The 26901-nt window shown below is 64.8% G+C and carries 26 protein-coding genes and 1 tRNA gene; 13 read left to right on the top strand and 14 right to left on the bottom strand.

What is annotated here, in order from left to right:
* The first annotated feature begins 71 nt into the window (after positions 1-71).
* The 3 genes from accB to arsC are packed head-to-tail and all read left to right on the top strand — an operon-like array spanning position 72 to position 2269.
* On the top strand, positions 72-557 hold the full coding sequence (gene accB, locus TZ53_RS11795) for an acetyl-CoA carboxylase biotin carboxyl carrier protein (protein WP_025772776.1): 486 nt from the start codon (positions 72-74) through the stop codon (positions 555-557).
* Between the two features lie 14 nt (positions 558-571).
* Positions 572-1918, top strand: coding sequence for an acetyl-CoA carboxylase biotin carboxylase subunit (gene accC, locus TZ53_RS11790; protein ID WP_044661383.1), 1347 nt, complete (start codon positions 572-574; stop codon positions 1916-1918).
* A gap of 6 nt (positions 1919-1924) precedes the next feature.
* Positions 1925-2269 carry an arsenate reductase (glutaredoxin) gene (gene arsC / locus TZ53_RS11785; protein ID WP_044661382.1) on the top strand — a complete coding sequence of 115 codons (345 nt, stop codon included), beginning with the start codon at positions 1925-1927 and terminating at the stop codon, positions 2267-2269.
* 522 nt (positions 2270-2791) lie between these two features.
* On the opposite strand, the gene TZ53_RS11780 is transcribed toward arsC, so the two are convergent.
* The 7 genes from TZ53_RS11780 to TZ53_RS11750 form a co-directional block, all read right to left on the bottom strand.
* Positions 2792-4147, bottom strand: a complete 1356-nt coding sequence (locus TZ53_RS11780) for a sensor histidine kinase (RefSeq protein WP_044661381.1) — start codon at positions 4145-4147, stop codon at positions 2792-2794.
* On the bottom strand, positions 4144-4863 hold the full coding sequence (locus TZ53_RS11775) for a response regulator (protein ID WP_025551099.1): 720 nt from the start codon (positions 4861-4863) through the stop codon (positions 4144-4146). The genes TZ53_RS11780 and TZ53_RS11775 overlap by 4 nt, the downstream gene beginning before the upstream one ends.
* 73 nt (positions 4864-4936) lie before the next feature.
* A complete protein-coding gene (locus TZ53_RS11770; RefSeq protein WP_044661380.1) occupies positions 4937-5587 on the bottom strand; it encodes an EF-hand domain-containing protein in 651 nt (216 codons plus the stop codon).
* Between the two features lie 174 nt (positions 5588-5761).
* Positions 5762-6979, bottom strand: coding sequence for an argininosuccinate synthase (locus tag TZ53_RS11765; protein ID WP_025551103.1), 1218 nt, complete (start codon positions 6977-6979; stop codon positions 5762-5764).
* A 160-nt stretch (positions 6980-7139) separates the two neighbouring features.
* Positions 7140-8078, bottom strand: a complete 939-nt coding sequence (locus TZ53_RS11760; RefSeq protein WP_157009847.1) for a hypothetical protein — start codon at positions 8076-8078, stop codon at positions 7140-7142.
* Between the two features lie 179 nt (positions 8079-8257).
* On the bottom strand, positions 8258-8452 hold the full coding sequence (locus TZ53_RS11755) for a DUF4169 family protein (protein ID WP_044661379.1): 195 nt from the start codon (positions 8450-8452) through the stop codon (positions 8258-8260).
* Between the two features lie 27 nt (positions 8453-8479).
* A tRNA-Gly gene (locus tag TZ53_RS11750) sits at positions 8480-8553 on the bottom strand.
* 110 nt (positions 8554-8663) lie between these two features.
* On the opposite strand from TZ53_RS11750, the gene TZ53_RS11745 reads away from it, so the two are divergent.
* From TZ53_RS11745 to TZ53_RS11730, 4 genes are all read left to right on the top strand, one after another.
* Positions 8664-9578 (top strand): LysR family transcriptional regulator, encoded by a 915-nt coding sequence (locus tag TZ53_RS11745; RefSeq protein WP_044661378.1) that lies wholly within the window; start codon positions 8664-8666, stop codon positions 9576-9578.
* Positions 9579-9705: 127 nt separating this feature from the next.
* Positions 9706-11820 (top strand): TonB-dependent receptor domain-containing protein, encoded by a 2115-nt coding sequence (locus tag TZ53_RS11740; protein ID WP_044661377.1) that lies wholly within the window; start codon positions 9706-9708, stop codon positions 11818-11820.
* Between the two features lie 106 nt (positions 11821-11926).
* Entirely contained in the window at positions 11927-13042 is a 1116-nt protein-coding gene (locus tag TZ53_RS11735; RefSeq protein ID WP_044661376.1) for a DUF47 family protein, read from the top strand.
* Between the two features lie 18 nt (positions 13043-13060).
* On the top strand, positions 13061-14062 hold the full coding sequence (locus TZ53_RS11730) for an inorganic phosphate transporter (RefSeq protein ID WP_044661375.1): 1002 nt from the start codon (positions 13061-13063) through the stop codon (positions 14060-14062).
* 61 nt (positions 14063-14123) lie between these two features.
* Here TZ53_RS11730 and TZ53_RS27145 read toward each other — a convergent pair whose 3' ends face one another.
* Entirely contained in the window at positions 14124-14291 is a 168-nt protein-coding gene (locus TZ53_RS27145) for a hypothetical protein (RefSeq protein ID WP_007682549.1), read from the bottom strand.
* 123 nt (positions 14292-14414) lie between these two features.
* Between TZ53_RS27145 and TZ53_RS11725 the strand changes: the two genes are divergently transcribed.
* Positions 14415-15830, top strand: a complete 1416-nt coding sequence (locus TZ53_RS11725) for a helix-turn-helix domain-containing protein (RefSeq protein WP_044661374.1) — start codon at positions 14415-14417, stop codon at positions 15828-15830.
* A 76-nt stretch (positions 15831-15906) separates the two neighbouring features.
* Here TZ53_RS11725 and TZ53_RS11720 read toward each other — a convergent pair whose 3' ends face one another.
* Both TZ53_RS11720 and TZ53_RS27765 read right to left on the bottom strand, forming a co-directional pair.
* Positions 15907-17745: an AAA family ATPase gene (locus tag TZ53_RS11720; protein ID WP_044661373.1), complete on the bottom strand. Its 1839-nt coding sequence runs from the start codon at positions 17743-17745 to the stop codon at positions 15907-15909.
* A 238-nt stretch (positions 17746-17983) separates the two neighbouring features.
* A complete protein-coding gene (locus TZ53_RS27765) occupies positions 17984-18817 on the bottom strand; it encodes a cold-shock protein (RefSeq protein WP_044661372.1) in 834 nt (277 codons plus the stop codon).
* A 247-nt stretch (positions 18818-19064) separates the two neighbouring features.
* Here TZ53_RS27765 and TZ53_RS11710 point away from each other — a divergent pair, with 247 nt between their 5' ends.
* From TZ53_RS11710 to TZ53_RS11700, 3 genes are read left to right on the top strand one after another with little or no spacing between them, the layout of a single operon-like run.
* Positions 19065-19682 carry a ribonuclease D gene (locus TZ53_RS11710; RefSeq protein ID WP_025552208.1) on the top strand — a complete coding sequence of 206 codons (618 nt, stop codon included), beginning with the start codon at positions 19065-19067 and terminating at the stop codon, positions 19680-19682.
* Positions 19683-19693: 11 nt separating this feature from the next.
* Positions 19694-20341 carry an LPS export ABC transporter periplasmic protein LptC gene (locus tag TZ53_RS11705; protein ID WP_044661371.1) on the top strand — a complete coding sequence of 216 codons (648 nt, stop codon included), beginning with the start codon at positions 19694-19696 and terminating at the stop codon, positions 20339-20341.
* Complete coding sequence (locus TZ53_RS11700) at positions 20341-20904, top strand: LptA/OstA family protein (protein ID WP_044661370.1); 564 nt, start codon at positions 20341-20343, stop codon at positions 20902-20904. The genes TZ53_RS11705 and TZ53_RS11700 overlap by 1 nt, the downstream gene beginning before the upstream one ends.
* A 239-nt stretch (positions 20905-21143) precedes the next feature.
* Here the strand turns inward: TZ53_RS11700 and TZ53_RS11695 are convergent, their stop codons facing one another.
* From TZ53_RS11695 to TZ53_RS11680, 4 genes are all read right to left on the bottom strand, one after another.
* Positions 21144-21734 (bottom strand): histidine phosphatase family protein, encoded by a 591-nt coding sequence (locus tag TZ53_RS11695; protein WP_025552212.1) that lies wholly within the window; start codon positions 21732-21734, stop codon positions 21144-21146.
* Positions 21735-21786: 52 nt separating this feature from the next.
* Positions 21787-22596, bottom strand: a complete 810-nt coding sequence (locus TZ53_RS11690) for a 3-deoxy-manno-octulosonate cytidylyltransferase (RefSeq protein WP_044661369.1) — start codon at positions 22594-22596, stop codon at positions 21787-21789.
* A 397-nt stretch (positions 22597-22993) separates the two neighbouring features.
* Positions 22994-24001 carry a KpsF/GutQ family sugar-phosphate isomerase gene (locus tag TZ53_RS11685; protein WP_044661368.1) on the bottom strand — a complete coding sequence of 336 codons (1008 nt, stop codon included), beginning with the start codon at positions 23999-24001 and terminating at the stop codon, positions 22994-22996.
* A 343-nt stretch (positions 24002-24344) separates the two neighbouring features.
* Positions 24345-25355, bottom strand: coding sequence for an NAD-dependent epimerase/dehydratase family protein (locus tag TZ53_RS11680; RefSeq protein ID WP_044661367.1), 1011 nt, complete (start codon positions 25353-25355; stop codon positions 24345-24347).
* A gap of 475 nt (positions 25356-25830) precedes the next feature.
* Here TZ53_RS11680 and TZ53_RS11675 point away from each other — a divergent pair, with 475 nt between their 5' ends.
* Both TZ53_RS11675 and TZ53_RS11670 read left to right on the top strand, forming a co-directional pair.
* Entirely contained in the window at positions 25831-26070 is a 240-nt protein-coding gene (locus tag TZ53_RS11675) for a CBU_0592 family membrane protein (protein WP_044661366.1), read from the top strand.
* Between the two features lie 71 nt (positions 26071-26141).
* Positions 26142-26867, top strand: a complete 726-nt coding sequence (locus TZ53_RS11670) for a glutamine amidotransferase (protein WP_044662998.1) — start codon at positions 26142-26144, stop codon at positions 26865-26867.
* The last annotated feature ends 34 nt before the right edge of the window (positions 26868-26901 follow it).

Raw genomic sequence — 26901 nt, 5'->3', positions numbered from 1 at the left:
AGTTGCGCTCCGGCGCAAATGCGCATAGGCGCGGGCATCGGAACACGAAATTCACCGTCCAGGGACTGAAAATGAACGACAAGGCTGAAAAGGGCGCAATGCAGGTGGACGTACAATTGGTGCGCGATCTCGCCGCGCTGCTCGACGACACCAACCTGACGGAAATCGAGGTGGAGGACGGCGACCGCAAGATCCGCGTCGCGCGCAAGGTGGGCGGCGGCGCCGTCACCTATGCGCCCCCGCCCGTCGCCGCCGCTCCGGTCGCCACGGCCGCGCCGGCCGCCGCCCCCGCTCCGGCCGAAGCCGCCGCCCCGGCCGTGGCCGCCAACGCCATCCGCTCGCCCATCGTCGGCACCGCCTATCTCGCCGCCGAACCGGGCGCTGCGCCCTATGCCGCCGTCGGTTCGACCGTAAAGGCGGGCGACACCGTGCTGATCGTCGAAGCCATGAAGGTCATGAACGCCATCACCGCGCCCCATGCCGGCACGGTCAAGGCCGTGCTGGTCGATAACGGCCAGCCGGTCGAATATGACCAGCCGCTGATCGTCATCGAATAAGGGCCGCTTCACACATGGCCATCGAAAAGCTGCTGATCGCGAACCGGGGCGAAATCGCGCTCCGCATCCATCGCGCCTGCCATGAAATGGGCATCAAGACGGTGGCGGTGCATTCGACCGCCGACGCCGACGCCATGCATGTGCGCCTCGCCGACGAAGCGATCTGCATCGGCCCGCCCGCGGCGAAGGACAGCTATCTCAACATCGCCGCGATCATCTCCGCCGCCGAAATCTCCGGCGCGGACGCGATCCATCCCGGCTATGGCTTCCTGTCGGAAAACGCCCAGTTCGCGGAGATCGTGGAGGCGCACAACATCGCCTTCGTCGGTCCCAAGCCCGAACATATCCGCATCATGGGCGACAAGGTGGAGGCAAAGCGCACCGCCGGCGCGCTCGGCCTGCCGCTGGTTCCCGGCTCCGACGGCGCGATCTCCGACATCGCGGAAGCGAAGGAAATCGCCGCGAAGATCGGCTACCCCGTTCTCATCAAGGCGGCCTCTGGCGGCGGCGGACGCGGCATGAAGGTGGTGCCTTCCGAAGACCAGCTCGAAACGCTGATGAAGCAGGCCGGCTCGGAAGCCAAGGCCGCCTTCGGCGACGACACCGTCTATATGGAAAAATATCTGGGCAATCCCCGGCATATCGAATTCCAGGTCTTCGGCGACGGCGACGGCAACGCCATTCACCTGGGCGAGCGCGACTGCTCGCTCCAGCGCCGCCACCAGAAGGTGCTGGAGGAAGCGCCCTCCCCCGTCCTCTCCACCGCCGAGCGCGACCGGATGGGCGAAGTCGTGCGCAAGGCGATGGCCGACATGGCCTATCGCGGCGCGGGCACCATCGAATTCCTCTGGGAAGACGGCGAATTCTACTTCATCGAGATGAACACCCGCCTGCAGGTGGAGCATCCGGTGACGGAGATGATCACGGGCGTCGATCTGGTGCGCGAACAGATCCGCGTGGCGGAGGGCAAGCCCCTCTCGGTCGAGCAGAAGGACCTGGTCTTCACCGGCCACGCCATCGAATGCCGCATCAACGCCGAAGACCCGCGCACCTTCGCGCCCTCGCCGGGCACCGTCACCAGCTATCATGTGCCGGGCGGCATGCATGTCCGCGTCGATAGCGGCCTGTATCAGGGCTATAAGGTGCCGCCCTATTATGACAGCATGATCGGCAAGCTGATCGTCTATGGCCGCACCCGCGAAGGCGCGATCATGCGCCTTCGCCGCGCGCTGGAGGAATATGTGATCGAGGGGATGAAGACCACGATCCCGCTCCACCAGAAGCTGCTGACCGACCCGGACTTCCTCAACGGCGACTACACGATCAAGTGGCTGGAAGAGTGGCTGGAACGTGAGGGATAAGAAGGCATGAGGGCGACCATCTGGCACAACCCCCGCTGCTCCAAGTCGCGCGCGGCGCTCGCGATCCTGGAAAATGCACCGGGGGTCGACATAGAGGTCGTCGAATATCTCAAGACTCCGCCCAGCCGCGCCGAAATCGAGGCGGTCCTGAAGAGGGCGGGCGTCCGCCCATCGGAAGCCGTCCGCAAGGGCGAGGGCATAGCGAAGGAAATCGGCCTGGACGTGTCGGACGACAAGGCCGTCCTCGACGCGATGGCCGCGCACCCGATCCTGATCGAACGCGCCATCGTGATCACGGACAAGGGCGCGCTGATCGCCCGGCCGCCAGAACGGGTGAGCGAAGTCCTCTAGCCTGCGTCATTCTGCGCTCGACCCAGGGCCAAGGCCGAAATGGAAGACGAAAAAGGGTGGAGAGCGGACACCCGCTTTATCCCTCTCCCTTGAGGGAGAGGGCTGCGCAGACTTGGCAGCTTGCTGCTTAGTCGTAGCTGGGTGAGGGGGTTGCGATCCAGGGGATCGCGCGGGCCGCAGGCCCGCTCCTCCCTCATCCAAATCAGCCTGGGCTCCTTCGCCGCCAAGACTTCCTATTCTTCTCTCTCAAGGAAGAAGGAAGGTCTCGAATTGGCCAATTTACAGCCATTCTGCTCCCGACCTTGCGCCAAGCCCCCCGCAGGAGCATGTGACCCAAGCGCAACAGGCTCCTGACAAAATATCCTATTTCCCCGACATGACCCAATTCGGCCTGTCCTATTGTCCGCCGGCCGGCCTATCGCCCACCCCTCTTTGAAACGTCCGACGCATTGCGCGACGCGCCTACGCGCGCCCGGGCACGCGCGCGCATACACTGTGAACTTCGGCTGAAAATCGCCGTTTTCAGGCCGGCAGAACCAGACTCGCTTCCAATCCGCCCTGCGCCCGGTTGGCGAGCTTCAGCGCGCCGCCATGTTCGGTCATGATCGCCCGAACCAGCGCCAGCCCCAGGCCGGCCCCGCCAGTGTCCCGATTGCGCGAGCCCTCCAGCCGGGTGAAGGGCTCCATCATCTCTTCCATCCGGTCTTCCGATATGCCGGGTCCATCGTCCGCCACGATCAGCCGGATGGTGCCATCCCCTCTTTCGACCGAGACATGAGCCCGCTCGCCATAGACGATGGCATTCTCGATCAGGTTGCGCAGCGCGCGGCGAATCTGTTGCGGGCGCACATTGGCGACCGCGCGATCGCTGTCGGCCAGATCGACCGGAGATCCGAGTTCCAGAAAATCCTCGACCACGGCGTCCGCCAGCGCCGACATATCGACCTTCTGCCGGGCTTCGCTGCTGCGACCCGCGCGGGCGAGCGAGAGAATATCCTCCAGCATCCGGTTCATCTCGTCGATCGTCTCGGACATGCGGGCGCGCTCGCCCTCGTCCTCCACCGATTCGGCGCGCACGCGCAGCGAGGCCAGGGGCGTGCGCAGGTCATGGCCGATGGCGCCCAGCATCCGGTCCTTCTCGTTCAACATCGCAAAGATGCGGCTGCGCATCGCGTTGAAGGCTATGGTGAGCTGCCGCACGTCGCCGGGGCCGCTTTCCTCTACCGGGTCGGCCGATCCGGTGCGGGCGAACTGCTCCGCCGAAAGGGTCAACTGCTTCAATGGCCGCGCCAGCCTGCGCCCGACCCAGAGCAGCGGCAGCAGCACGATCGCGTAGAGGATCAGCGTCTGCCCCACCAGCCATCCGCCGAAGCGCGGCGGCCGGTCCCCGATGCGCGTCTGCGTCAGCGCCCATTTGCCCGGCTGATATTCGACCGCCATCGCCAGACGCGTCATATGCACATGATCATGCCTGCCGCCGGCCGCGCGCATGCGGAAATTGTCCCAGCGCCGCAGCGGCAGCAGCTGCGGCTGTTCGGCCGCACGGATGGAGCGGACCGAAAGGCCGACATCGTCGAACATCGCCCTCGCGCGGCGCTCGACGTCCGGCCGGGCTTGCCCCGGCAAGGGCGGGGCAGCATCCAGGAAGCGCACCCTTCCCCGCCGATCCGCCTCGTCGCCGCCGCGCCGGTCCGGCCGGTTGTCGAGCGCGTCGACGATGCGATAGACGCCCGGCGCGGTCTGCGCGGTCAGCTCGATCCGTTGGCGCTCGCGCAGCAACAGGGTGAAATTGATCGCCTGCGCCACGAACAGCGCCAGCGCGACGAGGATGATGATCTGGCCGACGACGCTCTGCGGCCAGAGGCGCAGCCGCCTCACAGCTTCCGCACGTCCGCGGACAGGGTGTAGCCGCCGCCCCAGACCGTCTTGATGAGGGTCGGGTTCTTCGGGTCCGGTTCTATCTTCTTGCGCAGGCGGCTGATCTGGTTGTCGATCGCCCGGTCGAAGGCATTGGCCTCCCGCCCCTGGGTGATGTCCAGCAACTGGTCGCGGCTCAACACCTGATTGGGCCGGGTGGCGAAGGCCAGCATCAGATTATATTCCGCCGTGGAAAGGGGCAACGCCACCCCCTCGCCGTCGACCAGCGTGCGTTCCTGCGTCTTGAGCAGCCAGTTGGCGAAGGCATAGGTTGCGCCATCGGGGGCCGTGACCCGCTGCCCGCCGGTCGCGACGCGGCGGAAGATCACCTTGATGCGGGCGACCAGCTCGCGCGGGGAAAAGGGCTTCAGCACATAATCGTCCGCGCCCATTTCCAGCCCGACGATACGGTCCGTCTCCTCCGATTTCGCGGTCAGCAGGATCACCGGAATCTCGCTGGTCTCACGGATGTGGCGGCAGAGCGACAACCCGTCCTCGCCCGGCATCATGATGTCCAGGATCACTAGGTCGATGGCGTTGGCGTTAAGGCGCATCCGCGCTTCCGACGCATTTTCGACGGCCGTCACGCGAAAGCCGTTGCGGCCGAGATATTGCGCCAGCGGCTCGCGGATCGAGCGCTCGTCGTCGACGAGCAGCAGATGGGGTCGTTCGCTCATGGTCCGGTTCTTGTCATGGCTGGATGCGGGTGGGAAGGGCGAAGGCGCGCAATCGACGCCTTCACCCCTGCCCTCAATTGGCGGGCGGCGGCCCCTTGCGGTCGCGCCACCCGTCGCGGAAGGCCTGCCGCGCCGCCTTCATCTCATCGGCGGTCACCTTGCCGTCATGATTGGCGTCGGCCTTGTCGAACATGGCGAGCGGGCGGGCCATGAATTCGGCCTTGGTGACGGTGCCGTCCTTCTTCATTTCATCGCCCGGACCGCCGCGCATGCCCTGTGCCCCACCATATTGTCCGCCACCATGCTTTCCCCAACCGCGATGGCCCCAGCCATGGCCGTCCGGCCCGCCGGGCTTGCCCATGCGGTCGTGCATGCCGTCCCGGCCCCGATGCCCGGCGGCAAATTCCGCCTTGCTGATCTGACCATTCCTGTCGGTGTCCAGCGCGGCGAAGCGTTCATCGAGCCGCTGCTGACGGAGGACTTCGCGATCCGCCTGGTCGAGCTTGCCGTCCTTGTTGGCGTCCAGCCTGGCGAAGCGGGCTTCGAGGGCGGCGGTCAGTTCCACCTTTGTGACGGCGCCGTCCTTGTTGGCGTCGGCCATCATCAGCATGCCGCCGCCGCGCGGTCCGGCGCTGTCGTCCTGAGCGAAAGCAAGGTGCGAAGCAGCGAGCCCGCCGACGAACAGCGAGCCCAGCGCCACCGTGGTCATGAATTTGCGGATCATGGAAATCTTCCTTCAAAGCGTCTGTCACGAACGGCGCGCTGCCGTCCTTGCAGATGCTTATCGGGGAGTTTTGTCCCGCAATTTTGTCACGTCACCCGATAAAATGTCGCAATTTGTATCGGGCGGAGGCTTGGCTTCGGTTCCAAACCTCCTTCGCGGGGATGACAATCAAATTCAACGATCGCGGCGTCCCAGCAGACGCAGGCGAAGCGCGTTCAGCTTGATGAAGCCCGCCGCGTCGCGCTGGTCATAGGCGCCCGCATCGTCCTCGAAGGTCACGACCTTCTCGCTGTAGAGCGAATAGGGCGACTTGCGGCCGACGACATAGACGCCGCCCTTGTAGAGCTTCAGGCGAACCGTGCCGGTCACCTTCTCCTGGCTGAAGTCGATCGCCGCCTGCAGCATCTCGCGCTCGGGCGAGAACCAGAAGCCGTTATAGATGAGTTCGGCATAGCGCGGCGCCAGTTCATCCTTCAGGTGCGCGGCCCCCCGGTCGAGCGTCAGTTGCTCGATCCCGCGATGGGCGAGGTGGTAGATGGTGCCGCCCGGCGTCTCATACATGCCGCGCGACTTCATGCCGACGAACCGGTTCTCGACCAGATCGAGGCGGCCGATGCCATGCTTGCGGCCATAGTCGTTGAGCGTTTCCAGCAAGGTCGCGGGCGACATGCCGACGCCATTGATCGCCACGCCGTCGCCGCGCTCGAAATCGATGGTGATATATTCGGGCGCGTCGGGCGCATCCTCCGGATTCACCGTGCGCGAATAGACATAGTCCGGGGTTTCTTCCCACGGATCTTCCAGCACCTTGCCCTCCGAAGAGGTGTGCAGCATGTTCGCGTCCGTCGAGAATGGGCTTTCGCCGCGCTTGTCGCGGGGGATCGGAATCTGGTGCTTCTCAGCGAATTCGATCAGCCTGGTGCGGCTGGTGAGGTCCCATTCGCGCCAGGGCGCGATCACCTTGATGTCAGGCGCGAGACCGTAATAGCCAAGTTCGAAGCGCACCTGGTCATTGCCCTTGCCGGTCGCGCCGTGGCTGACGGCATCCGCCCCGACCTGCTTCGCGATCTCGATCTGCCGCTTGGCGATCAGCGGCCGGGCGATGGACGTGCCGAGCAGGTAAAGTCCTTCATAAAGCGCGTTGGAGCGCATCATCGGGAAGACATAGTCCTTCACGAATTCCTCGCGCAGGTCATCGATGAAGATATGCTCTTCCTTGACGCCCATCAGACGCGCCTTGGCGCGGGCGGGCTCCAGTTCCTCGCCCTGTCCCAGATCGGCGGTGAAGGTCACCACCTCGCACTGGTAGGTCTGTTGCAGCCATTTCAGGATCACGCTGGTATCCAGCCCACCTGAGAAGGCAAGAACGATGCGGTTGATCTGGTCGGACATGGGCAACTTTCCTTGAAGCGGGCCTGGGCGGCCATGCAATTACCGGCGGGCCGGTATCAGGCCGGGCGATCCAACGCAACCGCAACGGCGGAACTATCGCATGACGAAGGGGATGCCGATCGGAACCGGCATCCCCTTCCCTCAAGGAATCGAATCGGGCTCAGCTCGTCCGCGGCTTGAAGACGCTGTCGCGGCGCCGGTCGGAACCGAAACGATAGACCGTCTGCGTGGCCGCAGGCGCGGGCCTGGCTGATACTGGCGGCGCTGCCATGGTTTCCTCCGCCGCCGGGGTCGCCGCCTGCTTCTGCCGCTGCGCGAGGAGGAATTTTGCGCGGGTCATGCGCTTGGCGTGGGTTCGGAACAGGTTTTCCGGGCTGGGCGGCGCAGCCACCATCGCTTCCAAGCTGCTTTCCTCCTCGCTCCGCGCAGGAGCAATCGCGGGCGGCGGCGTCATCAGCGGCATGGCGGGAGCAGGTTCCGCAGGCATGGGCTGGATCACCTCGCCCTCCCAATGCTCCTCGCCTTCCCACTGCTCCTCACGACGCTTGCGCCTGCGCAACAGGGCAGCGCCCGCGAGGCCCGCCATCAGCAGCGAGCCGCCGCCCAGCGCCCAAAGCAGCGCGGGATCGATCCCGGCTTGCGACGGAGGAACCGGCGCCGGCCTGACAGGAGCGGCGGCTGCTGGCGGAGCGGCCGCCTGTACAGGCGCCGGGACAGGCGCTTCGCTTTGTACCGGGGCCGTAGCGCGTTGCGGGGACGCGACAGGCTCGGTCCGCGCTGCCGTTCGGGTCGCTGGCCTTGGTGCGCGCCGCTCCACCGGAGCCGCTACCGCAGTCTGCGCCTTCTCCTCCGCCTGCGATGCCGCGATGGCGGCATCCAGCCGCTGTTCGACCGAAGGCGTCGATTGAACCACAGGCTGCGCGGGCGCAAATGCCGGAGCGGACGAAGCTGGCGGTTGCTCCGGTTCCGCGGCTGGATTGACAATCACCGGCTGGCTCGGCGGCACGATGGTCTGCGCGAGCAGCGGAGGCGAACTGAAAGCCAGAACAGCGGCAATCGCGGCCCTGGCGGGGCGAAGTGAGCGAATGTTTCCAGTCATAGCCATGATCAAACCCGCGAGCCTCACGATTCAGCGCAAAGCCTGAAGGCTATTCCCGATCAATCGAGCCAAAGGGCCGACGAAATGATCAGAACAGGGCCAATATGAACATTCGTTCATTTTGATGGATGATGTTTTAGACTTTATATTCTTGCCTGTGGTTCAGAATCAGCGATCTATTATTTGGGACTATCATCCCTATTGTCACGGCGCGCGCCTTCGATCAGCCGCCTGTTCCGTTCTTCTTCCGCTGACTGCGCCAGACGTTCCGCCTTGGTGCGGCCGAATTTGACGCGATTGCCCTGCGCCTGGCGTTCCTTATCCGCCCGAGCCTTCGCCTTGCGCGCCTGTCGTAGATTGACGATGTCGCCCATGGGCGTGGACGGGCCTCCATGAGGGGATGGAGCGGGTAGCGGGGATCGAACCCGCATCACAAGCTTGGAAGGCTAGTGCTCTACCATTGAGCTATACCCGCCCGTCAGGCTGAGCGCCCTGCCATCTTTGGGCGGCCTTCGTCAATATGCCAAAGCGATATTCACCCAATATCGGCCTTAACCCCGCGCGATATTTGCACTATCAGGGGCCATGGCCACGCCTTCCCTGCGCCAGTTGGATATATTCGCGCAGATGGTGGCATCGGGCAGCCTCTCGCGCTGCGCCAGCGATCTGGGGATCACGCCCGATGATGTCGCGCGCGATCTGGCCTCGCTGGAGCTGCGTCTGGGCTACCGCCTCTTCGACGATCTTGCCGGCGCCCCGCGCCTGACCGCTGCGGGCCGGAAAACGGCGGAGGCCATGACCCTGTTGTCGCAGGATCAGCCGGAAAACTGGGGGGTCGATCAGGCGGACGGCATGATCCCCGCCACCCCTCCGTCGGAATCGGCGCCATCGCGGCAAAGCATCGTCCTGGCCGCGCCCGCCCCGGTCTTCGGCCATTTCCAGGAAGCGCTGGCCGCGTTCGAGGCCGCGAATGACGACATCGCCATCACGCTCGACCTGACGATCCACCTGGCCGACGAAGCTGCCTGGGCGCTCCGCCGGGGAAAGGCCGACATCGCCTATTTCTATGCGTTGGGCGAGACGAATGAGCCATCCTCCCGCTATGGCTGGTCGGAGCAGATCAACCTCTATGCGGGCGCGGAGCATCCGCTCGCCCGCCGCGACAGCGTTGCGACCGGAGAGCTTGCCGCCATGCCGACATTGGCGATGGAGCCGCGCAACGGCCTGCGGCGGATCATCGACGAGGCGCTGCTGCGCGGCGGCGTCCGGCTGGGCGATCCGGTGCTGGAAACCGACAATCTGTTCGACATCATGACCATATTGCGCGAAGGGGCGGGCTGCTTCGCCGCCTTCGGCCCCCTCGCCCGCGACCTGGGCCGGATGACCGGGATCAGGCGGGTCGCGCTCGAACGTCCGCTCCCGGCCATCGAAGTGCGGCAGGCTCTCCGCCCGGAAAGCCCGGCTGCGGTTGCCGCACTGGCGGAATTCCTCTTTCTCTGATCGTCCGCTGCGACTGGCTGAGCCGATTTCGCGGGCAAGCGATCGATCCCGCGCCGAGCAGTATTGATATGCTATATCATTTCAGATAGGAGAGCACATCTCCTCCCATTCAAGGATGACGAACCGAATGTATCGTTCCGCACTGTTGCGTGCCGGTTGCGCCTTTTCCGCATTGTCTGCCGCCCTTCCCGTCTTCGCTCAGGACGCACCCGCCGACGCGGCGCCCCAAGCCTATCATGATCAACGAGCGGACATCGTCGTCACCGCCATCATTCCACGCCGGCAGGGCGATATTCTTTCAGGAACGTCGGTCGTATCCGGCGAAGAACTCACCCGGGCGCTGCGCCCCACCATCGGCGACACTCTGGCGCACCAGCCCGGCGTCTCGGCAACCTCCTTCGGCCCCAATGCTTCCCGCCCCGTGCTGCGCGGCTTCCAGGGCGAGCGCGTGCGCATCCTGACCGACGGCATCGGCAGCTTCGACGTGTCGAACACCTCCGTCGACCATGCCGTGGCGATCAATCCCCTCACCGCCGACCGGATCGAGGTGCTGCGCGGCCCTGCGGCGCTGCTCTACGGCTCCTCCGCCATTGGCGGCGTGGTCAATGTGATCGACAGCCGCATCCCCCGCCGCGTGCCGGACGAACCGATCCACGTCGACGGCATCGCCACCTATGGCAGCGCAGCCAATGAACGCACTGGGTCGGGCGAGATCGAGGCCCCCATCGGTGACAAGTTCGTTGTCCATTTCGACGGCAGCTATTCCAAGAGCGGCGATCTGGACACCGGCAGCTATATCCTGACCCCCGCCCTGCGGGCCCAGGCGAACGCCAGCAGCGATCCGGAAATCCGCGACCTTGCCACCCTGCGCGACAAGTTGCCCAACAGCGCGGCGCGGACATGGGAGGTGGCGGGCGGCGCGGCGCTCATCACCGATGGCGGCAATCTGGGCTTTTCGGTGGCGCATACCGACAATTTCTACGGCGTGCCGGTCCGCTATTCGCTCGATCCCGATGGCGAAGCGGAAAAGGTGCGGCTGCACATGAAGCAGGATCGGGCCGACCTGCGCGCCGAACTGCCCGTCAATGGCGGCTTCCTGGAATCGATCCGCCTGCGCGCGGGCTTCGCCGATTATCAGCATCAGGAGATAGAGGAGACGGGCGAGGTCGGCACGACATTCTACAACCAGTCGATCGAATCCCGGCTGGAACTGGTTCAGGCCAGGCGCGGCGGCTGGGACGGCGCGATCGGCGCGCAGTTCTTTGCACGCAACTTCCACGTGGTGGGGGAAGAAAAATTCCTGCCGCGCAACGAGACGGAGCAACTGGGCTTCTTCACGCTGCAATCCTTCGACCTCGGCACCACCCGGGTCGAGCTGGGCGGGCGTTATGAACATACGCGGGTCGGGGCCGATGCGGACGAGACGCTGCTCAATCCCGCCTATCATCGCAGCTTCAATGCACTTTCCGGTTCGCTGGGGATCAGCCAGGAACTCGCTCCGGGCTGGCGGGTCGGGTTGAACCTGTCCCGCACGGAGCGCGCTCCTTCGGCCGAGGAGCTGTTCGCCCGCGGCAACCATGCGGGAACGCAGGCCTTTGAACTCGGCAATCCCGATTTCGGGCTGGAAAAGAGCTGGGGCATCGAAGGCACGCTGCGCGGCCAGGGCAATGGCTATACCCTCTCGCTTTCCGCCTATCACAACTGGTTCGACGGCTATATCTACGATACGCTGGCCGACGACAGCGTCTGCATGGCCGCCAATGGCGGAGAACCGCTGGATTTCCCCTGCTACCAGAATCTGCAGGCGAATGCTCGCTATCTCGGCTTTGAGGCGGAAGGCACGGTGAAGCTGGGGCAGATCGGCGGCTATGCCCTCAACCTGGATGGCGTGGCCGACTATGTGCGCGCCACCATCGTCGGATCGGGTCCGGCGCCGCGCATACCCCCGCTTCGCCTGCTGGGCGGCGTGGAATTGCAGGGCGACCGGCTGAGCCTGCGGGGCGAGGTCGAGCGCAGCTTCGCCCAGAACCGCATCGCGGACACCGAAACGCCGACCGACGGTTTCACGCTGGTCAACGCCTCGCTCTCCTTCAAGCCGCTCAAGGGCAATGACCGGACCACCATCACCCTTTCCGCCAACAACATCTTCGATGTGGAGGCGCGGCGGGCGGCCAGTTTCCTGAAGGATTACGCCCCCCTGGCGGGACGGGACATCCGCCTGACGGCCCGCCTGTCGATCTGATAACCTGGTTGATTGCGCAATGTGACGATTTCGTTACAAGGCGCGGATGGACCAGGGGTGGGCGAAACTCGATCGGATGCGCCGGCGGGCGTATAAGGGCGGCTGAATGCGTCAGATCGCCGCCCTTCCCTATTCGACCGGCCCCGACGGGTCGATGCGTATCCTGCTGATCACCTCTCGCGATACGCGGCGCTGGGTGATTCCCAAGGGCAATCGCATCAAGGGCATGGCCGGCCACCGCGCCGCAGAGCTGGAGGCTTATGAAGAGGCGGGCATTCACGGCATTGCCTGCCCCGCGCCGCTCGGCCGCTATCGCTATGACAAGAAACGGCGGCGGGGCGACACGAAAGAGGCGACGGTCGAGGTTTTCCCGCTTGCGGTGACGGGCCAGTTGTCGCAATGGCCCGAACAAGGGCAGCGGGAACTGCGTTGGTTCCCCGTTGCCGAAGCTGCAAAGGCTGTCGACGAACCCGATCTGCAATCCATCATCGCCGCTTTCCGCGAACCGCCCCGGGACCCGGGCCTGTTCGTGCGGACGTTGCTGCGGGTCAAGGAATGGCAAAGCGAAAGGACTGGAATGCTGCGCTGGTTTCACGCGCTGATGCCCAAGCAAGGGCGCTTTTTCGAGCAGTTCGAGGATCATGCCGCGACTTTGGTCGCCGGCGCCGATGCGCTCGCCAAGCTGCTGAAGGGCGGGCCGGACATCGACGCCCACATCAAGGAGATTTCGGACCGGGAGCATGAGGCGGACGACATCATCCGCGAAGTGCTGCAGGATGTGCGCCGCATCTTCGTGACGCCGTTCGACCGCAGCGCCATTACGGGGCTGATCGGGGTGATGGACGACGCCATCGACCAGATGAACCAGACGGCGAAAGCCATCGCGCTGTTCGAGGTGAAGGAATTTCCGTCGCAGATGCAGGACATGAGCGCCCTGATCGTCGAATGCGCGCGGATCACGGCGGAGGCGATGCCGCTGCTGCGGTCGCTGAACCTGAATTCGGCGCGGCTGCATGACCTGACCGAACGGCTGGTGAAGCTGGAGGGGCATGCCGACATCCTGCATGAGGCGGGGCTGAAAGCGCTCTACAATCAGGCGCGGCAGGGCAATCCGATGGATTTCGTCGTCGGCAACGAAATCTACAGCCATCTGGAGAAGGTGACGGACCGGTTCGAGGATGTCGCCAACGAGATTTCCGGCCTGGTCATCGACCACGCCTGATCCGGCCAGAGCAGATAGATGGAAGCCCATATCGCCTTTCCGCTGCTGATCGCGCTGATCGGGGTCGCGCTGCTGTTCGATTTCCTGAACGGGCTGCACGACGCCGCCAATTCGATCGCGACCATCGTGTCGACGCGGGTGTTGAAGCCGCAATATGCGGTCGCCTGGGCGGCGTTCTTCAACTTCATCGCCTTCCTCTTCTTCGGGCTGCATGTGGCGGAGACCGTGGGCAAGGGCATTGTCGACGCCAGCATCATCGATCCGGCGGTGATTTTCGGCGCGCTGATGGGGGCCATCGCCTGGAACCTCATCACATGGGGGCTGGGCATCCCCTCCTCCAGCAGCCATGCGCTGATCGGCGGGTTGCTGGGCGCGGGGACGGCCAAGGCGGGACTTTCCGCGGTGGTGTGGAGCGGGGTGTTCAAGACCAGCGCCGCCATCGTGCTGTCGCCCGCCATCGGGCTGGTGCTGGCATTGCTGCTGGTGCTGGTCGTGAGCTGGATTTTCCGGCGCTTCACGCCGCAGGGGGCGGACCGGGTGTTCCGCAAGATGCAGCTTGTGTCGGCGTCGCTCTATTCGCTGGGGCATGGCGGCAATGATGCGCAGAAGACGATGGGGATCATCGCGGTGCTGCTCTATTCGCAGGGCATGCTGACGGGCGGGTTCCATGTGCCCTTCTGGGTGGTGCTGAGCTGTCAGGCGGCGATGGGCCTTGGGACGCTGCTGGGCGGGTGGAAGATCGTCCACACCATGGGGTCGAAGATCACGCGGCTGACGCCCGGACAGGGATTTTGCGCGGAGACCGGCGGGGCGCTGACGCTGTTCCTGGCGACGCATCTGGGCGTGCCGGTGTCGACGACCCACACCATTACCGGCGCGATCGTGGGCGTCGGGGCTTCGCGGCGGCTGTCGGCGGTGCGGTGGAACGTGGCGTCGAGCATCATCGTCGCCTGGGTGGTGACGCTGCCGGCGGCGGCGGTGATCGGCGCGGCCTTTTACGGGCTGACGCGGCTGTTCTGACGGGAAAAGGGCGCGGTCGGTTTTTCCGCCGCGCCCTTCCCTCTCCTGAACCCTGAAACGCTCAGCTCACCCGGCCGAGGCGGTGGTAGAGATTGGCGTATTTGACAGATTCCGGCTTGTCCTGAACCTCGCGCAGATAATGGGCGATGGCGGTTCGGATCAGGCCGAAATCCTCCTGGGAGAAAACCGCGCGGGAGCGGGCGGGCTGGGGTGCTTCGGTCGTTTCCATGGGTCTTCCTTTCCGTTGGGATGACGCATCAAACCATGAACGAGTCGGTCAATGAAGGCCGATTAGTGAAGCGGTGTCATGCGGTGACTTGTTCATGTTGTCATTTTTTGACATAGTGACAGTATGGCGGATGATCGGAAACTCTATTTGGGGCCGAAGCTGCGGGTTTTGCGGCGGGAGCTGGGGCTGAACCAGACGCGGATGGCGGAGGAACTGGGGGTGTCGCCCAGTTACCTCAACCATCTGGAGCGCAATCAGCGGCCATTGACGGCGCAGATGCTGCTGCGGCTGGCCAATGTCTATGACATCGACATTCGCGATTTCGTCGCCAGCACGCAGGAAGGGGCCGCCAGCGCGCTGGGGGAGATATTGTCCGACGCGCTGGTGCGCGACATCGGCATCGCCCGCGACGAAGTGCTGGAGGTCGCGGAAAATTATCCGGGGGTGAGCGAGGCGATCAGGCGATTTTACCGGGCGCTCAGCGATTTGCGGCGCCTGCCGGAGCAGGTGGCGTCCGGACTGGCGGGGGCGCCGGGGAGCGTGGCGCCGCTGCATGCGCCGCTCGACTGGCTGCGCGAGACGATCGCGCGGGCGGGCAATCATTTCGCGGAGCTGGATGCGGCGGCGGAGTCGCTGGCGGGGGAACTGGGCGACGATCCATCGGCCTTGCAGGCGGGCATCCGGGCGCGGCTGAAGGAGCGGCATGGCATGGCCGTGCAGATCGTGCGGGAGGATGTACTGGCGGGAACGCTGCGCCATTATGACATGCACCGGCGGCGGCTGTTGCTGAGCGAGCGGCTGGCCTCTTCGGGGCGGCTGTTCGCGGTGGCCTATCAGCTTTGCGCGCAGGAACTGGCGGACGCCATAAGCGGGCAGGTGACGCGGGCGGGGCCGCCGGACGAGGACAGCCGCCGCCTCGCCGGAATCGCGCTCACCAACTATGCGGCGGCGGCGCTGATCATGCCCTATGACCGTTTCGCCAAGGCGGCGGAGCAGAGCCGGCACGACCTGCCGCTGCTGCGGGCGCGCTTCGGCGTGTCGATGGAGCAATTGGCGCATCGGCTGACCAGCCTGGGGCGGACGGGGGCGCGGGGCGTGCCCTTCTTCATGGCGAAGGTGGACCGGGCGGGCATCGTGTCGAAGCGCTTCGACGGGGAGGCGTGGCCCTTTGCGCGGCTGGGGGGCACCTGCCCGCGCTGGGACGCGCATGAGGGGCAGGCGCCGGATGCGGTGCATACGCAACTGATCGAGACGGTGGACGGGCGGCGCTTCGTCAGCCTGACGGTGGGGTTGCCCAAGGAGGGCGGCGCGCGGGGGCGGTCGGTGATCGCGCTGGGCTGCGAGGCGAAGCATGGGGCGCGGATCGTGCATGCCGACGGGATCGATCTGGAGAAGGGCGCGGCGACCGGGGTGGGGCCGACCTGCCATCTGTGCGAGCGGCGGGGGTGTCCGGATCGCGCTTTGCCGCCGGTGACGCGGGCGCTGGATCTGCATGGCTATGAGCGGACGGTGGCGCCGTTTCCGTTTCGGCGGGTTTGAGGGGATTTTGGCCGGAACCGGAAAGGCAGCTTCCCCAGCATGGACGCAAAAATCGGTGTTCGGAGTCTACCGCAAGTTAAGCCTCTGCCGGTGCTGGCCCTACTTCATCACCCGCTTGCGGCGCTACCTTGTTGAGATACGCCTCGATTTTGTCGAGTGCGGGACCGAACGCTACAAAGTCGTCGCCCGTCCCATGCTCGCACATCCTCTGGCATAGTTCAGCCTTGCGAAGAGTTTTTCGAGTGAGAACATCCCCATTCGGCTTCCGGCTTTCAATCGCCTCATAATCAGCCTCGGTAATGGATGCTTCCGCCAGGAGATTTTCGATTCCTGCCCGCACTTTCGAGTTTCCGTCATTCGTCGGCATGCTTATTACTGAAACAATGCCATGGTCCGCATCGGCCTTATTCACATCGTTATCGTATAAAAGAAGGATCGGTCTATTCGAGAGCTTAGGATTTGCGCGAAGCACCGCGAGGGTATGGTCAAGTGCCGCCTTGCCGGTATGAAACCCTTGACCGCTTTCGTCCTTAGCGCCGATCCACTGAACATCACAGCGTTCAAGCAGTTCATTGCGACCGAGCAATTGAGCAGCGCGACGAATGTAAGGTGTGTCGGTTTCCCCTTCGACGAATATGATCGGAAGGCCTGTCTGTGCTGTCTCTGAAAGCAGCTTCTCATTGAATGCTTCGGTCGCCGTCAGAGCCTGCATCGCTTTGCCAAACTTAGAGTAGGTTTCAGCAGTGACGGAATGCCCGCCGGGCATTTCGACGAGCTGGAAACCGTCGGTACCGAACTCCTTCTCCATTCCCAGCACGAACAACGGTGAATGGCTTGAAATTATGAATTGAACGCGAGGAAATAGCTTAATCAGCGAGGGTAAAATTCGATGTTGAAGATCGACATGTATGTGCGAGTCGATCTCATCGACAATGCAGATTCCTTCAATCGACGCGAGATCGAGCGCATGACCACTGCTTGATTGATCCCCATACCGCAGAAGCGTGCCAAAAAGACCCAACAGAATCGACTGTCCTCCCGAAAGGGCATCGAGGTTGGGCAGGAAAAGCTCATCTCCTCGCGCGACTGCGAGCTTATCGGGCGACTTTCTCCCCAACCAAACAAATCTGACATCTTCGTCGTCAAGTACGCGACGTAGAACCAAGTTGCATTGGGCGAGTACCAATTCCGACATCAGTGTTGCGTTCACGTCGCCCCTGACTTGAAGCTGCAAGGCTTGTTCCGGGCCGACTGCCAAACCGATGTGCGCTCTGGATTCAAGGATAACGGAAATCAGCCATTGCTTTATTTGGTCAAGGCTCCGCTCAACGAAAATAGGTTTCCGCAAACGTTTAGCGAATGCGGCAAACACATCGAACTCAGTCTCCGGCAACGATTCCCTGTTGAGCCAGTACGGTATTTCGGACCGGCTGGACGGGAAGTAGGCATAAACCCCGTCCCCAAAGATGCGGCGTGATACTTCGTCCCCGACAGGAAACTCCTTCACTGAGCCTTCCGTCGGCCAGTTGACAGCCCCAGCGAGATCAGCGGACACCCTTTCCCTCGCTTGAACTGGATCGACGGTGCCAGCCTTCTCTTTGTAAATAAGGCTTTCACCGCCATGCTCGAACCGCAAAAGCGTGAATCCGCCAAGTGTGCCCACTGTGGTCGTTCGACCGCCGACCACCCTGAACCAAGCTCGGCCAGCACCTCTGGCAGGAAGCACGTTCTCATAGTGCACAGCAGCGGCCTCAAAGAGCGCATCAGTGATGAGAGACAAGATATTCGTCTTTCCGCCACCATTAGCTCCAACGAGCACAATAGGTCTCGGGGCGCCCTCGCTGCTGAACGCAAGATCTAGGTCGATCCGCCGGAGCGGACCACTGTTCTCGATGACTGCCTGTTTCAGATACATACTGCAATTAAAGCTACTATTTAGGATGGGGCAAGAGCGACAGTAGATATCGTCCTCTGGAGGGGCCATTTTGCGCCGCGAGCAAACACTCGGGACGCTGCTGATAGAGGGTGCATCTCGAAACGCTGAATGACCGGATTAGGCGCAAAGCTGCCTATCAAACCTAGCATGAAACAAAAAAGGGGCCGCCGGGCAGGCGACCCCTTTTATCCTCTCCCTAAAGCGGGCAGGCTGTTCTTTAGTCGGCCTTCGTCTGAAGGTTGACGGCCGCATATTTGCCGCGGCGGTCTACTTCCAGTTCGAAGTCGAGGCGGTCGCCTTCATTGAGGGCGCTCATGCCGGCGCGTTCTACGGCGCTGATGTGCACGAATGCGTCGGGCTGGCCGTCGTCGCGCTGGATGAAGCCGAAGCCCTTCATGGCGTTGAAGAACTTGACCGTGCCGCTGGCGCGTTCGCCGGTGAGCTGGCGCTGCGGGCCGCGGTCGCCGCCGCCCGGACGATCGCCGAAGCCGCCGGCGCGGGGTTCGCGGGGGGCGCGTTCGGTGACGGGGAGCGGTTCGCCCTCGATCTTGAGATCGGTGGCCGACACCTTGCCGCCGCGATCCACCAGGGTGAAGCCGAGCGGCTGGCCTTCGGCGAGGCCCGTCAGGCCCGCCTGCTCGACGGCGCTGATGTGGACGAACACGTCTTCGCCGCCATCGTCGCGGACGATGAAGCCGAAGCCCTTCTGCCCGTTGAAGAATTTGACCACGCCGGTGCCTTCACCGACGACCTGCGCGGGCATGCCGCGGCCACCGCCGCCGAAACCGCCGCCGCCGCCGCCGCCGCGACCACCGCCAAAGCCGCCGCCACCGCCGCCGCCGCCGAAACCGCCACGGTCGCCGCCGAAGCCACCACCGCCGCCGCCACCGAAGCGGTCGCCGCCGCCGAAGCCACCACGATCACCACCGAAACCGCCGCGGTCGAACCCACCGCCGAAGCCGCCACGGCCGCCTTCATAGAAACTGTCGTCGCCGAAACTGTCGCGCTTGTCCTTGCCGCGCCCGCCGCGGCGACCTCTATCAAAACTCATGCCCTGTTGGTCACTTTCGCTTCGCCCCAGACTAAACCAGACAAGCATGTCGGGCGAATGACATGCAGAATCCACCGCTCACGCGCGGTTTGGGAATCACTATATCAACTTTTCCGGGACAGGCGAATGATTTTTGAGGCGGGTAAAAGGCCTGAAAATGGCGGCTTTGCGACCGCCCCGGTCGCCTTTCGTTCCCGGTCGCCAAGGGGCGATTGCGAACCGGCGGCTTTGGCCATAGAGGGGAATCATGACCGTCCATTTCCATGAAGAGGATTTGCCCGAGGGCGTCCTTGCCCCCGGCCCGATCGCCGTCGACACCGAAACCATGGGGCTGATCACGCCCCGCGACCGCCTGTGCGTCGTGCAGATCAGCGACGGCGGGGGGGACGAGCATCTGGTCCGCTTCAACCCCGGCAGCGATTATGCCGCGCCGAACCTGCGCGCGGCGCTGGCCGATCCGGAGCGGCTGAAGCTCTATCATTTCGGGCGTTTCGACATTGCGGCGATCCGCCATTATCTGGGCGTGGTGGCGGCGCCCGTCTATTGCACCAAGATCGCGTCGCGGCTGGTGCGGACCTATACCGACCGGCATGGCCTTAAAGAACTGGTGCGCGAGCTGCTGGGGCAGGAGATCAGCAAGCAGCAGCAGTCGAGCGACTGGGGCGCGCCCGTGCTGTCCGACGCGCAGAAGGATTATGCGGCGTCGGACGTCCGGTACCTGCATGCGTTGAAGGCGGAGCTGGACAAGCGGCTGGTGCGCGAGGGGCGGATGGAACTGGCGCAGGCCTGTTTCGATTTCCTGCCGCACCGGGCGGAGCTGGACCTGGCGGGTTGGCCGGAGATCGACATCTTCGCGCATATGTGAGGGCTGAACCCATGTCGATACAGGCCGATCAGCAACGCAATGTGCGCCGTCACTGGGCGCGGCCGGGGGGGAGCCACGACCGGCTGGTCGGGCTGCTCAAGAACTGGTTGCCGGTGTCGGTGGGCGTGCTGGCGGCGTTGCTGGCGACGGCGCCCTTCACCGGGGGGGACAAGGTGAGCTTCGTGCTCGACAAGAACAAGGTCGAGGTGGCGAAGGAGCGGATGCGCGTGACCGAGGCGCTCTATCGCGGGGAGGACAGCAAGGGGCAGCCCTTTTCCCTGCGGGCGGGTTCTGCCGTGCAGAAGAGTTCGCGCGAGCCGATCGTCGACCTTAACGACATGTCGGCGCGGATCCTGCTGTCCGACGGGCAGGCGCTGCTGCGGGCGCAGAAGGGGCGGTACGACATGGATACGGAGCGGGTCGCGATCGACGGGCCGGTGCAGTTCCAGTCGGAGGGCGGATACCGGATGACCACGCGGGACGTGGGCGTGGACCTCAAGACGCGGCGGATGCAGAGCGCGGGGCGGGTCGACGGGCGGATACCCATCGGGACGTTCAGCGGCGATCATCTGGAGGCTGACCTGAGCGCGCGGACGGTGACGCTGAACGGGCGGGCGAGCTTGCGTATCGAACAAAATGGTCTCAAAGGGCAAAGGTGATGAGAAAGCCCCTTCTTTTGCTGTCGCTGGGCGCGTTGGGCGCGGCGGGCCTCCTTTATGCGGGGGCGGACGCGCAGGTGCTGAAGAATCATGACAGCAATGCGCCGGTCAACTTCACCGCCGACCGGATCGAGGTGCAGGACCGCGCCGACCGCGTCGTGGTGTCGGGCAATGTCGAGGTGACGCAGGCGGGCATGACGCTGAATGCGGCGCGGATGACGGTGGCTTACCGGAACCAGCCGGGGGGCGGGACCGGGCCGGGCGGCGTGGAGATCGACCGGATCGATGCGTCGGGCAATGTCGTGGTGCGCAAGGCGGACCAGACGGCGAAGGGCAATGTCGCGATCTACGACCTCAACAGCAGGCTGATCACCATGCTGGGCAATGTGTCGCTGACGCAGGGGTCGAACCGGCTGACCGGGGGGCGGCTGGTGATCGACCTGACCAGCGGGCGCTCGACCGTGGACGGGCGGGCTGCCGGGGGCGGCGGTCCGGGGGTTTCCGGGAGCGGCTCGGGCGGGCGCGTGTCGGGGACGTTCACGGTGCCGCAGCGGAAGGATTGAGCCGGGGGCGACGTAAGGAGCTTGGGCGACGTAAGGAGCCTGGGCGACGTAAGGAGTCTGGGCGGAGTTGGATGAAGGGGGCGGGCCTGTGGCCCGCGCGATCCCCGGGATCGCAACCCCCTCACCCAGCTACGACTAGGCAGCAAGCTGCCAAGTCTGCGCAGCCCTCTCCCTTGAGGGAGAGGGATAATGGGGTTTGCTGACTGCTCTTGGTTGTCGTTTTGGGCTTTCGGCGGCGGTTATGGGCGGACGTCCCACCGGATGAGATCGACCTCGCCCCCTCCCCCCACCGTCAGTTCGCCGAAGGCGCCGGTGCGGAGTTTGAGGTCGGCGAGCGGCAGGCCTAGCGCAAGGAGCGCGAAGCGGGCGGCGCCGTTGCTGGTGATGAGGAGGTCGGCGCCCTCCCCTGCTTGCGCGAACCATTGCCTCCAGGCGGCGATGCGCGGTTCGGCGTCGACTTTCCAGTCCTTGGGCGGGATGCCCTGTTCGTCCCAGGCGGCTAGGGCCTGGGGGCCGAGGCGGGTCAGGACCTGCGCTTCGGGTTGGCCTTCGTCGGGGCCGTGGTCGATCTCGTTGAGCCAGGGAAGGGAGCCGTCGCTGGCGTGGCCGGTGGCGGCGGCGATGCTGGCGGCGGTCTGCCGGGCGCGGAGGAGCGGGCTGCTGTGGAGGCGGCGGATCGGCAAGTTCTGCGCCGCGAACCAGACGCCGAGGCGGTCGGCCTGGGCATGGCCGCTTTCCACCAGCGGAATATCGGTGCGCGCGCCGATGCGGCGGGCCTGCGCGCTGCTTTCGAAGGTGTTGCCGTGGCGGATGATGAAGATGCGGCGCATGGACTGATGATGTTTCCCGACTTCGCTCGAAACGAACGGAAGATGTTGAGGATCAGGGGGTGGGATCGCCATGGGCGGCGATCAGCGCCTCGACACGGGCGATGTCGGCTTCGGTGTCGATGCCGGAGCTGTCGAAGACCGGCGGGGATACCGGGACGGTGGTGACGGGGATGCCGAGTTCGAGCAGGCGGAGCTGTTCGAGGCCTTCGAGATTTTCGAGCGCCGTGGGGGGCGTGGCTTCGAAGCGGGTAAGGGCTTCGAGCGTGTAGCCGTAGAGGCCGACATGGCGCCAGACTGGGGAGAGCGGCTGGCTTTGGCGCAGGGCGTCCTCATTGCGGATGGCGGGGATGATGGTCTTCGAGAACCAGAGGGCGCGGCCGTCGGGCGCGCGGGCGCAGGTGGTGCCGCTGAAGGGCGAGCGGGTCTTGTGGTCGCGCAGGGCGTCGAGCGCGGGCCAGTCGAGGGCGATGACGGGGGTGGCGACCTGTGCGCCGGATTCCAGCGCGGCGATGACGGCGCGGAGGGCGTCCTGGGGCTGGAAGGGGCTGTCGCCCTGGAGGTTGACGATGAAGCGGGGTTGGCTGTCGCACTGGCGGGCGGCGGCGAGGGCGCGGCCGGAACCGGTGGCGATGGCGCTGTCGGTCAGGGCGGCGTCGCAGCCCGCGGCGCGGGCGTGGGCGGCGATTTCCTCGTCGTCGGTGGCGACGAGCAGCTGGATGTCGGAGAGGCCGGTCGTGGCGGCGCGGGCCATGGCGATGGTCCGGTGCAGCAGCGTGCGGCCCGCGATCGGGCGCAGCGGCTTGCGCGGGAGGCGGGAGGAGCCGGCGCGGGCGGGGATGACGATGAGGGTGGGCGGGGTCATTTCAGGAGCAATGCCGTTGAGGAGCTGCGTGAAGGGGCATGTGCGGAAAGGCGGTCAGGGGCTGGGTGGACGGATCGGGATGGGGGACATGGCCATTTTACGACCTTCCTTATCCATGGAGGGAGAAGGATGGGAAGCCTTGGCGACGAAGGAGCCTGGGCTGATCTGGATAAGGGGGAGCGGGCCTGCGGCCCGCGCGATCCGTTGGATCGCAACCCCCTCACCCAGCTACGACTAGGCAGCAAGCTGCCAAGTCTGCGCAGCCCTCTCCCTCGAGGGAGAGGGATAATGGGGGTGTCCGCTTTCCACCCAAATCGATCAGGCTGAAGAACCCCGAATTTGCCCGCCCCGGCTTCCGCCTTTGCGGGAGTGCGGTCGTCCCTGGGGCGAATGGCGCTCAGGCGACGCCCGCGTGGAGGAGGTCGTGCATGTGGAGCGCGCCGACCAGGCGGTCCTTTTCGCAGACGAAAAGGAGCGTGATATTATGGTCGTGCATCAGGCGGAGCGCTTCGGAAGCAAGTTCTTCCGGGCCGACCGACACGGGCCTGACCGTCATGTAGCGGCCGACCGGCTCGTTCATGTGGCGGGTGCCGGTGACGGTGCGGCGCAGGTCGCCGTCGGTGAAGGCGCCGATCAGTTCGCCCTTGCCGTTGACCACCGCCGTGCCGCCAAGCCGGGCGCGGGTCATTTCGATGGTGGCGTCGAGCAGCGAGGCGTCCTCCTCCACGCGGGGCACGTCGCCGCCCGAGGCCATGAGTTCGCGCACCTTGACGAGCTGCGCGCCGAGCCGGCCATTGGGATGGAATTTATGGAAGTCGTCCGCCGAGAAGCCGCGCATTTCCATGAGCGCGATGGCGAGCGCGTCCCCGAAGGCCATCTGGATCGTGGTGGAGGTGGTGGGCGCGAGCGAATTGGGGCACGCTTCCTTCACGTCGGGCATCAGGATGCAGATGTCGGACGCCGCCGCGACCGTGCTGCGCTTGCGCGCGGTCATGCCCAGCAGGGGGATGGCGAAGCGCTTGCAATATTGGATGATCGGGCCGAGTTCGTTGGATTCGCCCGAATGGGACAGCATCAGCACGACGTCGTCCGGCGTGACCATGCCCAGGTCGCCATGGCCCGCGTCGGCGGGGTGCAGGAAGATGGCGGGCGTGCCGGTCGAGGTGAGCGTCGCCGTCATCTTGCGCGCGACGATGCCGCTCTTGCCCATGCCGGTGACGATCAGGCGGCCGCGCACATTCATGATGATGCCGACCAGCCGCAGGAAGGTCGCCGAAAATTCCCGGTCGTTGAACTGGTTTTCGAGAGCGCTGAGCCCTTCGGCCGCGATGGACAATGTCCGGCGCGCGGTTTCCGCAATGCGCCCGCCTGAGCCGAATGGCACGATCTTCGTTACTGTCGACACGCGTAAGCCCTTTTTTCCACCGCCGCCGCCGGCTTTTTCCGACTGACGACAGCGGCGACGATCCACCGTCCCAGGGTGTTCCGTCCTTACCTCGTTCCGCGACCCGACCGGTCGAAACGACCGGCACCCGGCTGCCGGGGATAAGCGTCTTCCCCTAGTATTGGCAATCGATTTCGCAAGCGCGAATGATGATTTCCGCGCCATTAACGCCACAATGGATGAAAAAGCGATGAGCCGCCGAATAATATCGGCGGATGGCGGAACCTTTTACGAGGGAAGCGGTTATGGGGCGCCGTGCTGCATTGCGCCACGGTCAGGGGAATAAACCTGTAAAGGACGCCGTTTATGCGCCTGCCGTTCCACCATGATAGGCGCGGTACCAGTCGACGAAGCGGGGCACCCCCAGTTCGATCCCGGTGGTCGGCGCGAAGCCGATGTCCTGCGCGATGGCGCTGATGTCCGCGAAGGTCGCCGGCACGTCGCCCGGCTGCATCGGCTGGAAGTCGATCTCCGCCTTGCGGCCGCAGGCTTCCTCCAGGACGGAGATGAGGTGCATCAACTCCTCGGGGCGGTTGTTGCCGATATTGTAGAGCCGGTGGGGCGAGCGGCTGCCCCCCGCCTTGGGCGCGCCGTCATCTTCCGGCGCATGGTCGAGGCAGCCGATCACGCCGCTGACGATGTCGTCTATATAGGTGAAGTCGCGCTGCATCCGGCCGTGGTTGAAGACGGGGATCGGCTGGCCCGAGAGGATTTTCGAGGTGAAGATCCACATCGCCATGTCGGGGCGGCCCCAGGGGCCGTAGACGGTGAAGAATCGCAGGCCCGTCATGGGAATGCGGAAGAGATGGGCGTAGGTCTCGCTCATCAGCTCGTCTGCGCGCTTGGTCGCGGCATAGAGCGAGACGGGGTGGTCGGCGCGGTCCTCGACCCGGAAGGGCAGCGTGTCGTTGCCGCCATAGACCGAGGAGGAGGAGGCGTAGACGAGGTGCCGCACCCGCCTTTCCCGCGCCACTTCCAGCATGTTGACATGGCCCGCGAGGTTGGAGCGGACATAGGCGTGCGGGTTGATCAGCGAATAGCGCACGCCCGCCTGCGCGCCCAGATGGACGATCGCGTCGACGGGATGGTCGTGCAGCGCCGCCTGGAGCGCGTCCATGTCGGCGAAGTCCAGCTCCGCGAAGGTGAACAGGCCGCCATGGCGATCGTGCAGGGCGGCGATCCGGTCCCGCTTCAGCGAGACGGGGTAATAGTCGTTCATATTGTCGATGCCGAAGACGGCCCGGCCTTCGGACAGAAGACGGTCCGCGACGGCCATGCCGATGAAGCCGGCGGCGCCGGTCACGAGGATTGTCATGGGTTGCGGGTTCCTGTCCTTGCCTTGGCGCTGGAGTCTTTCACAGACAATCCGGGAGGCGATGTAAAGGGCTTTCCCCAGAAGCTCCGTGTTAGTCCCTAAAAATTGCCGGGTTAGGATGCGGATGGGCTGGCGGAAATGGGTGGTTTCCTGCCATCAAGCCCCTCCCCTTCAGGGTCAAACGAGGCACGTGACTCGTTTGAAGGGTTGGGGTGGGGGAGTGCCTCTACAGGCTGAGTTTGCGCATGGGGCACGCCCCCACCCCTCGGTCCCCTCCCCTGAAGGGGAGGGGAAGCATTGTCGTCCGGTAGCCCCGGCCAGATGGAATATTGGATGAGGGTGGGACTGCATGAGGGTGGGACTGGGACCGGCCCTTGCAGACGCACGACTTGCCTGGATCGAGCCCAGATGATCCAGAACCACTATTCAGGTCCGCCTTCGGCAAGCTAGACCATCCCTTTTCCCGGGGGATGGATTGCCGATCCTTGTCGAAATCGCCGGATGGCTGGGCGCGTTGCTGGTGTTGGGCGCCTATCTGCTCGTGTCGAGCGGGCATGTGTCCGGCAAGTCGGCCCTGTTCCAAGGGATGAACGCTCTGGGTTCGACGCTGTTCATCCTCAACACATGGTGGCACGGCGCCATCCCCTCCATGGTGCTCAACATCATCTGGCTCGGCATAGGCGCGGTCGCGTTGATGCGCATCGCCCGCCAATAGCCCTCATTTCAAAAACCCAAGAAAGGCTGGGGTGGCAGGCCATGTTCTCTTTGGCTACCAGCATGGTGGAGATGAAGAAAGCGCTGATCGTCCGACATGTGCCGCGGGAGGGAGCGGCAGGCTATCTCCAACCGATCGAGGCCGCGGGCTATGCGATCGAACGGATCGACGTCGCCAGCCCCGACTTTGCCGATGTCGACCTCTGCACCCCGGACCTGTTGATCATGATGGGCGGCCCGATGGGCGTCTATGAGCAGGACCTGCACCCCTGGATTCCGCTCCAGATCGAAAAGCTGTCCGCCCGGCTGGAGCAGGACCTGCCGACCCTGGGCGTCTGCCTGGGCAGCCAGATGATCGCCGCCGCGCTCGGCGCGCCCGTCTATCCCGGCGGGCGGATGGAGTTGGGATTCGCGCCGGTCATGCTGAACGAGGCGGGCGCGGAATCCCCGCTGCGCCATCTGGACGGCGTGCCCGTCCTCCACTGGCACAGCGACACTTTCGACATGCCGACCGGGGTCGAGCTGCTGGCGTCGACCGAAAACTATGCTCATCAGGCCTTTCGCCGCGGTCCCAACCTGCTGGCGTTGCAGTTCCACGCGGAAATGGGCGAAGACCCGCGTTTCGAGGATTGGCTCACGCATTTCTGGGCCGATCTCGACATAGCGAAGCAATGCGGCACTGCCCTTCGGCAGGATCATGCCGACCATGGCCCCGCAGCCGTCGCTGCCGGACGCGCGATGATCGGCGAGTGGTTGAGCGGAATCGGGAACAAGGACCGATCGGCATTCAGGCCATGACGGCCTGCAAATGAGAGCGCGCGGCCTGCGTCCG

The organism is Sphingobium sp. YBL2, assembly GCF_000943805.1.
In the GTDB taxonomy this organism is placed as follows: domain Bacteria; phylum Pseudomonadota; class Alphaproteobacteria; order Sphingomonadales; family Sphingomonadaceae; genus Sphingobium; species Sphingobium fuliginis.
Note: the sequence above shows the minus strand (reverse complement) of the source record. Positions and strands in the feature narration are given on the sequence as shown.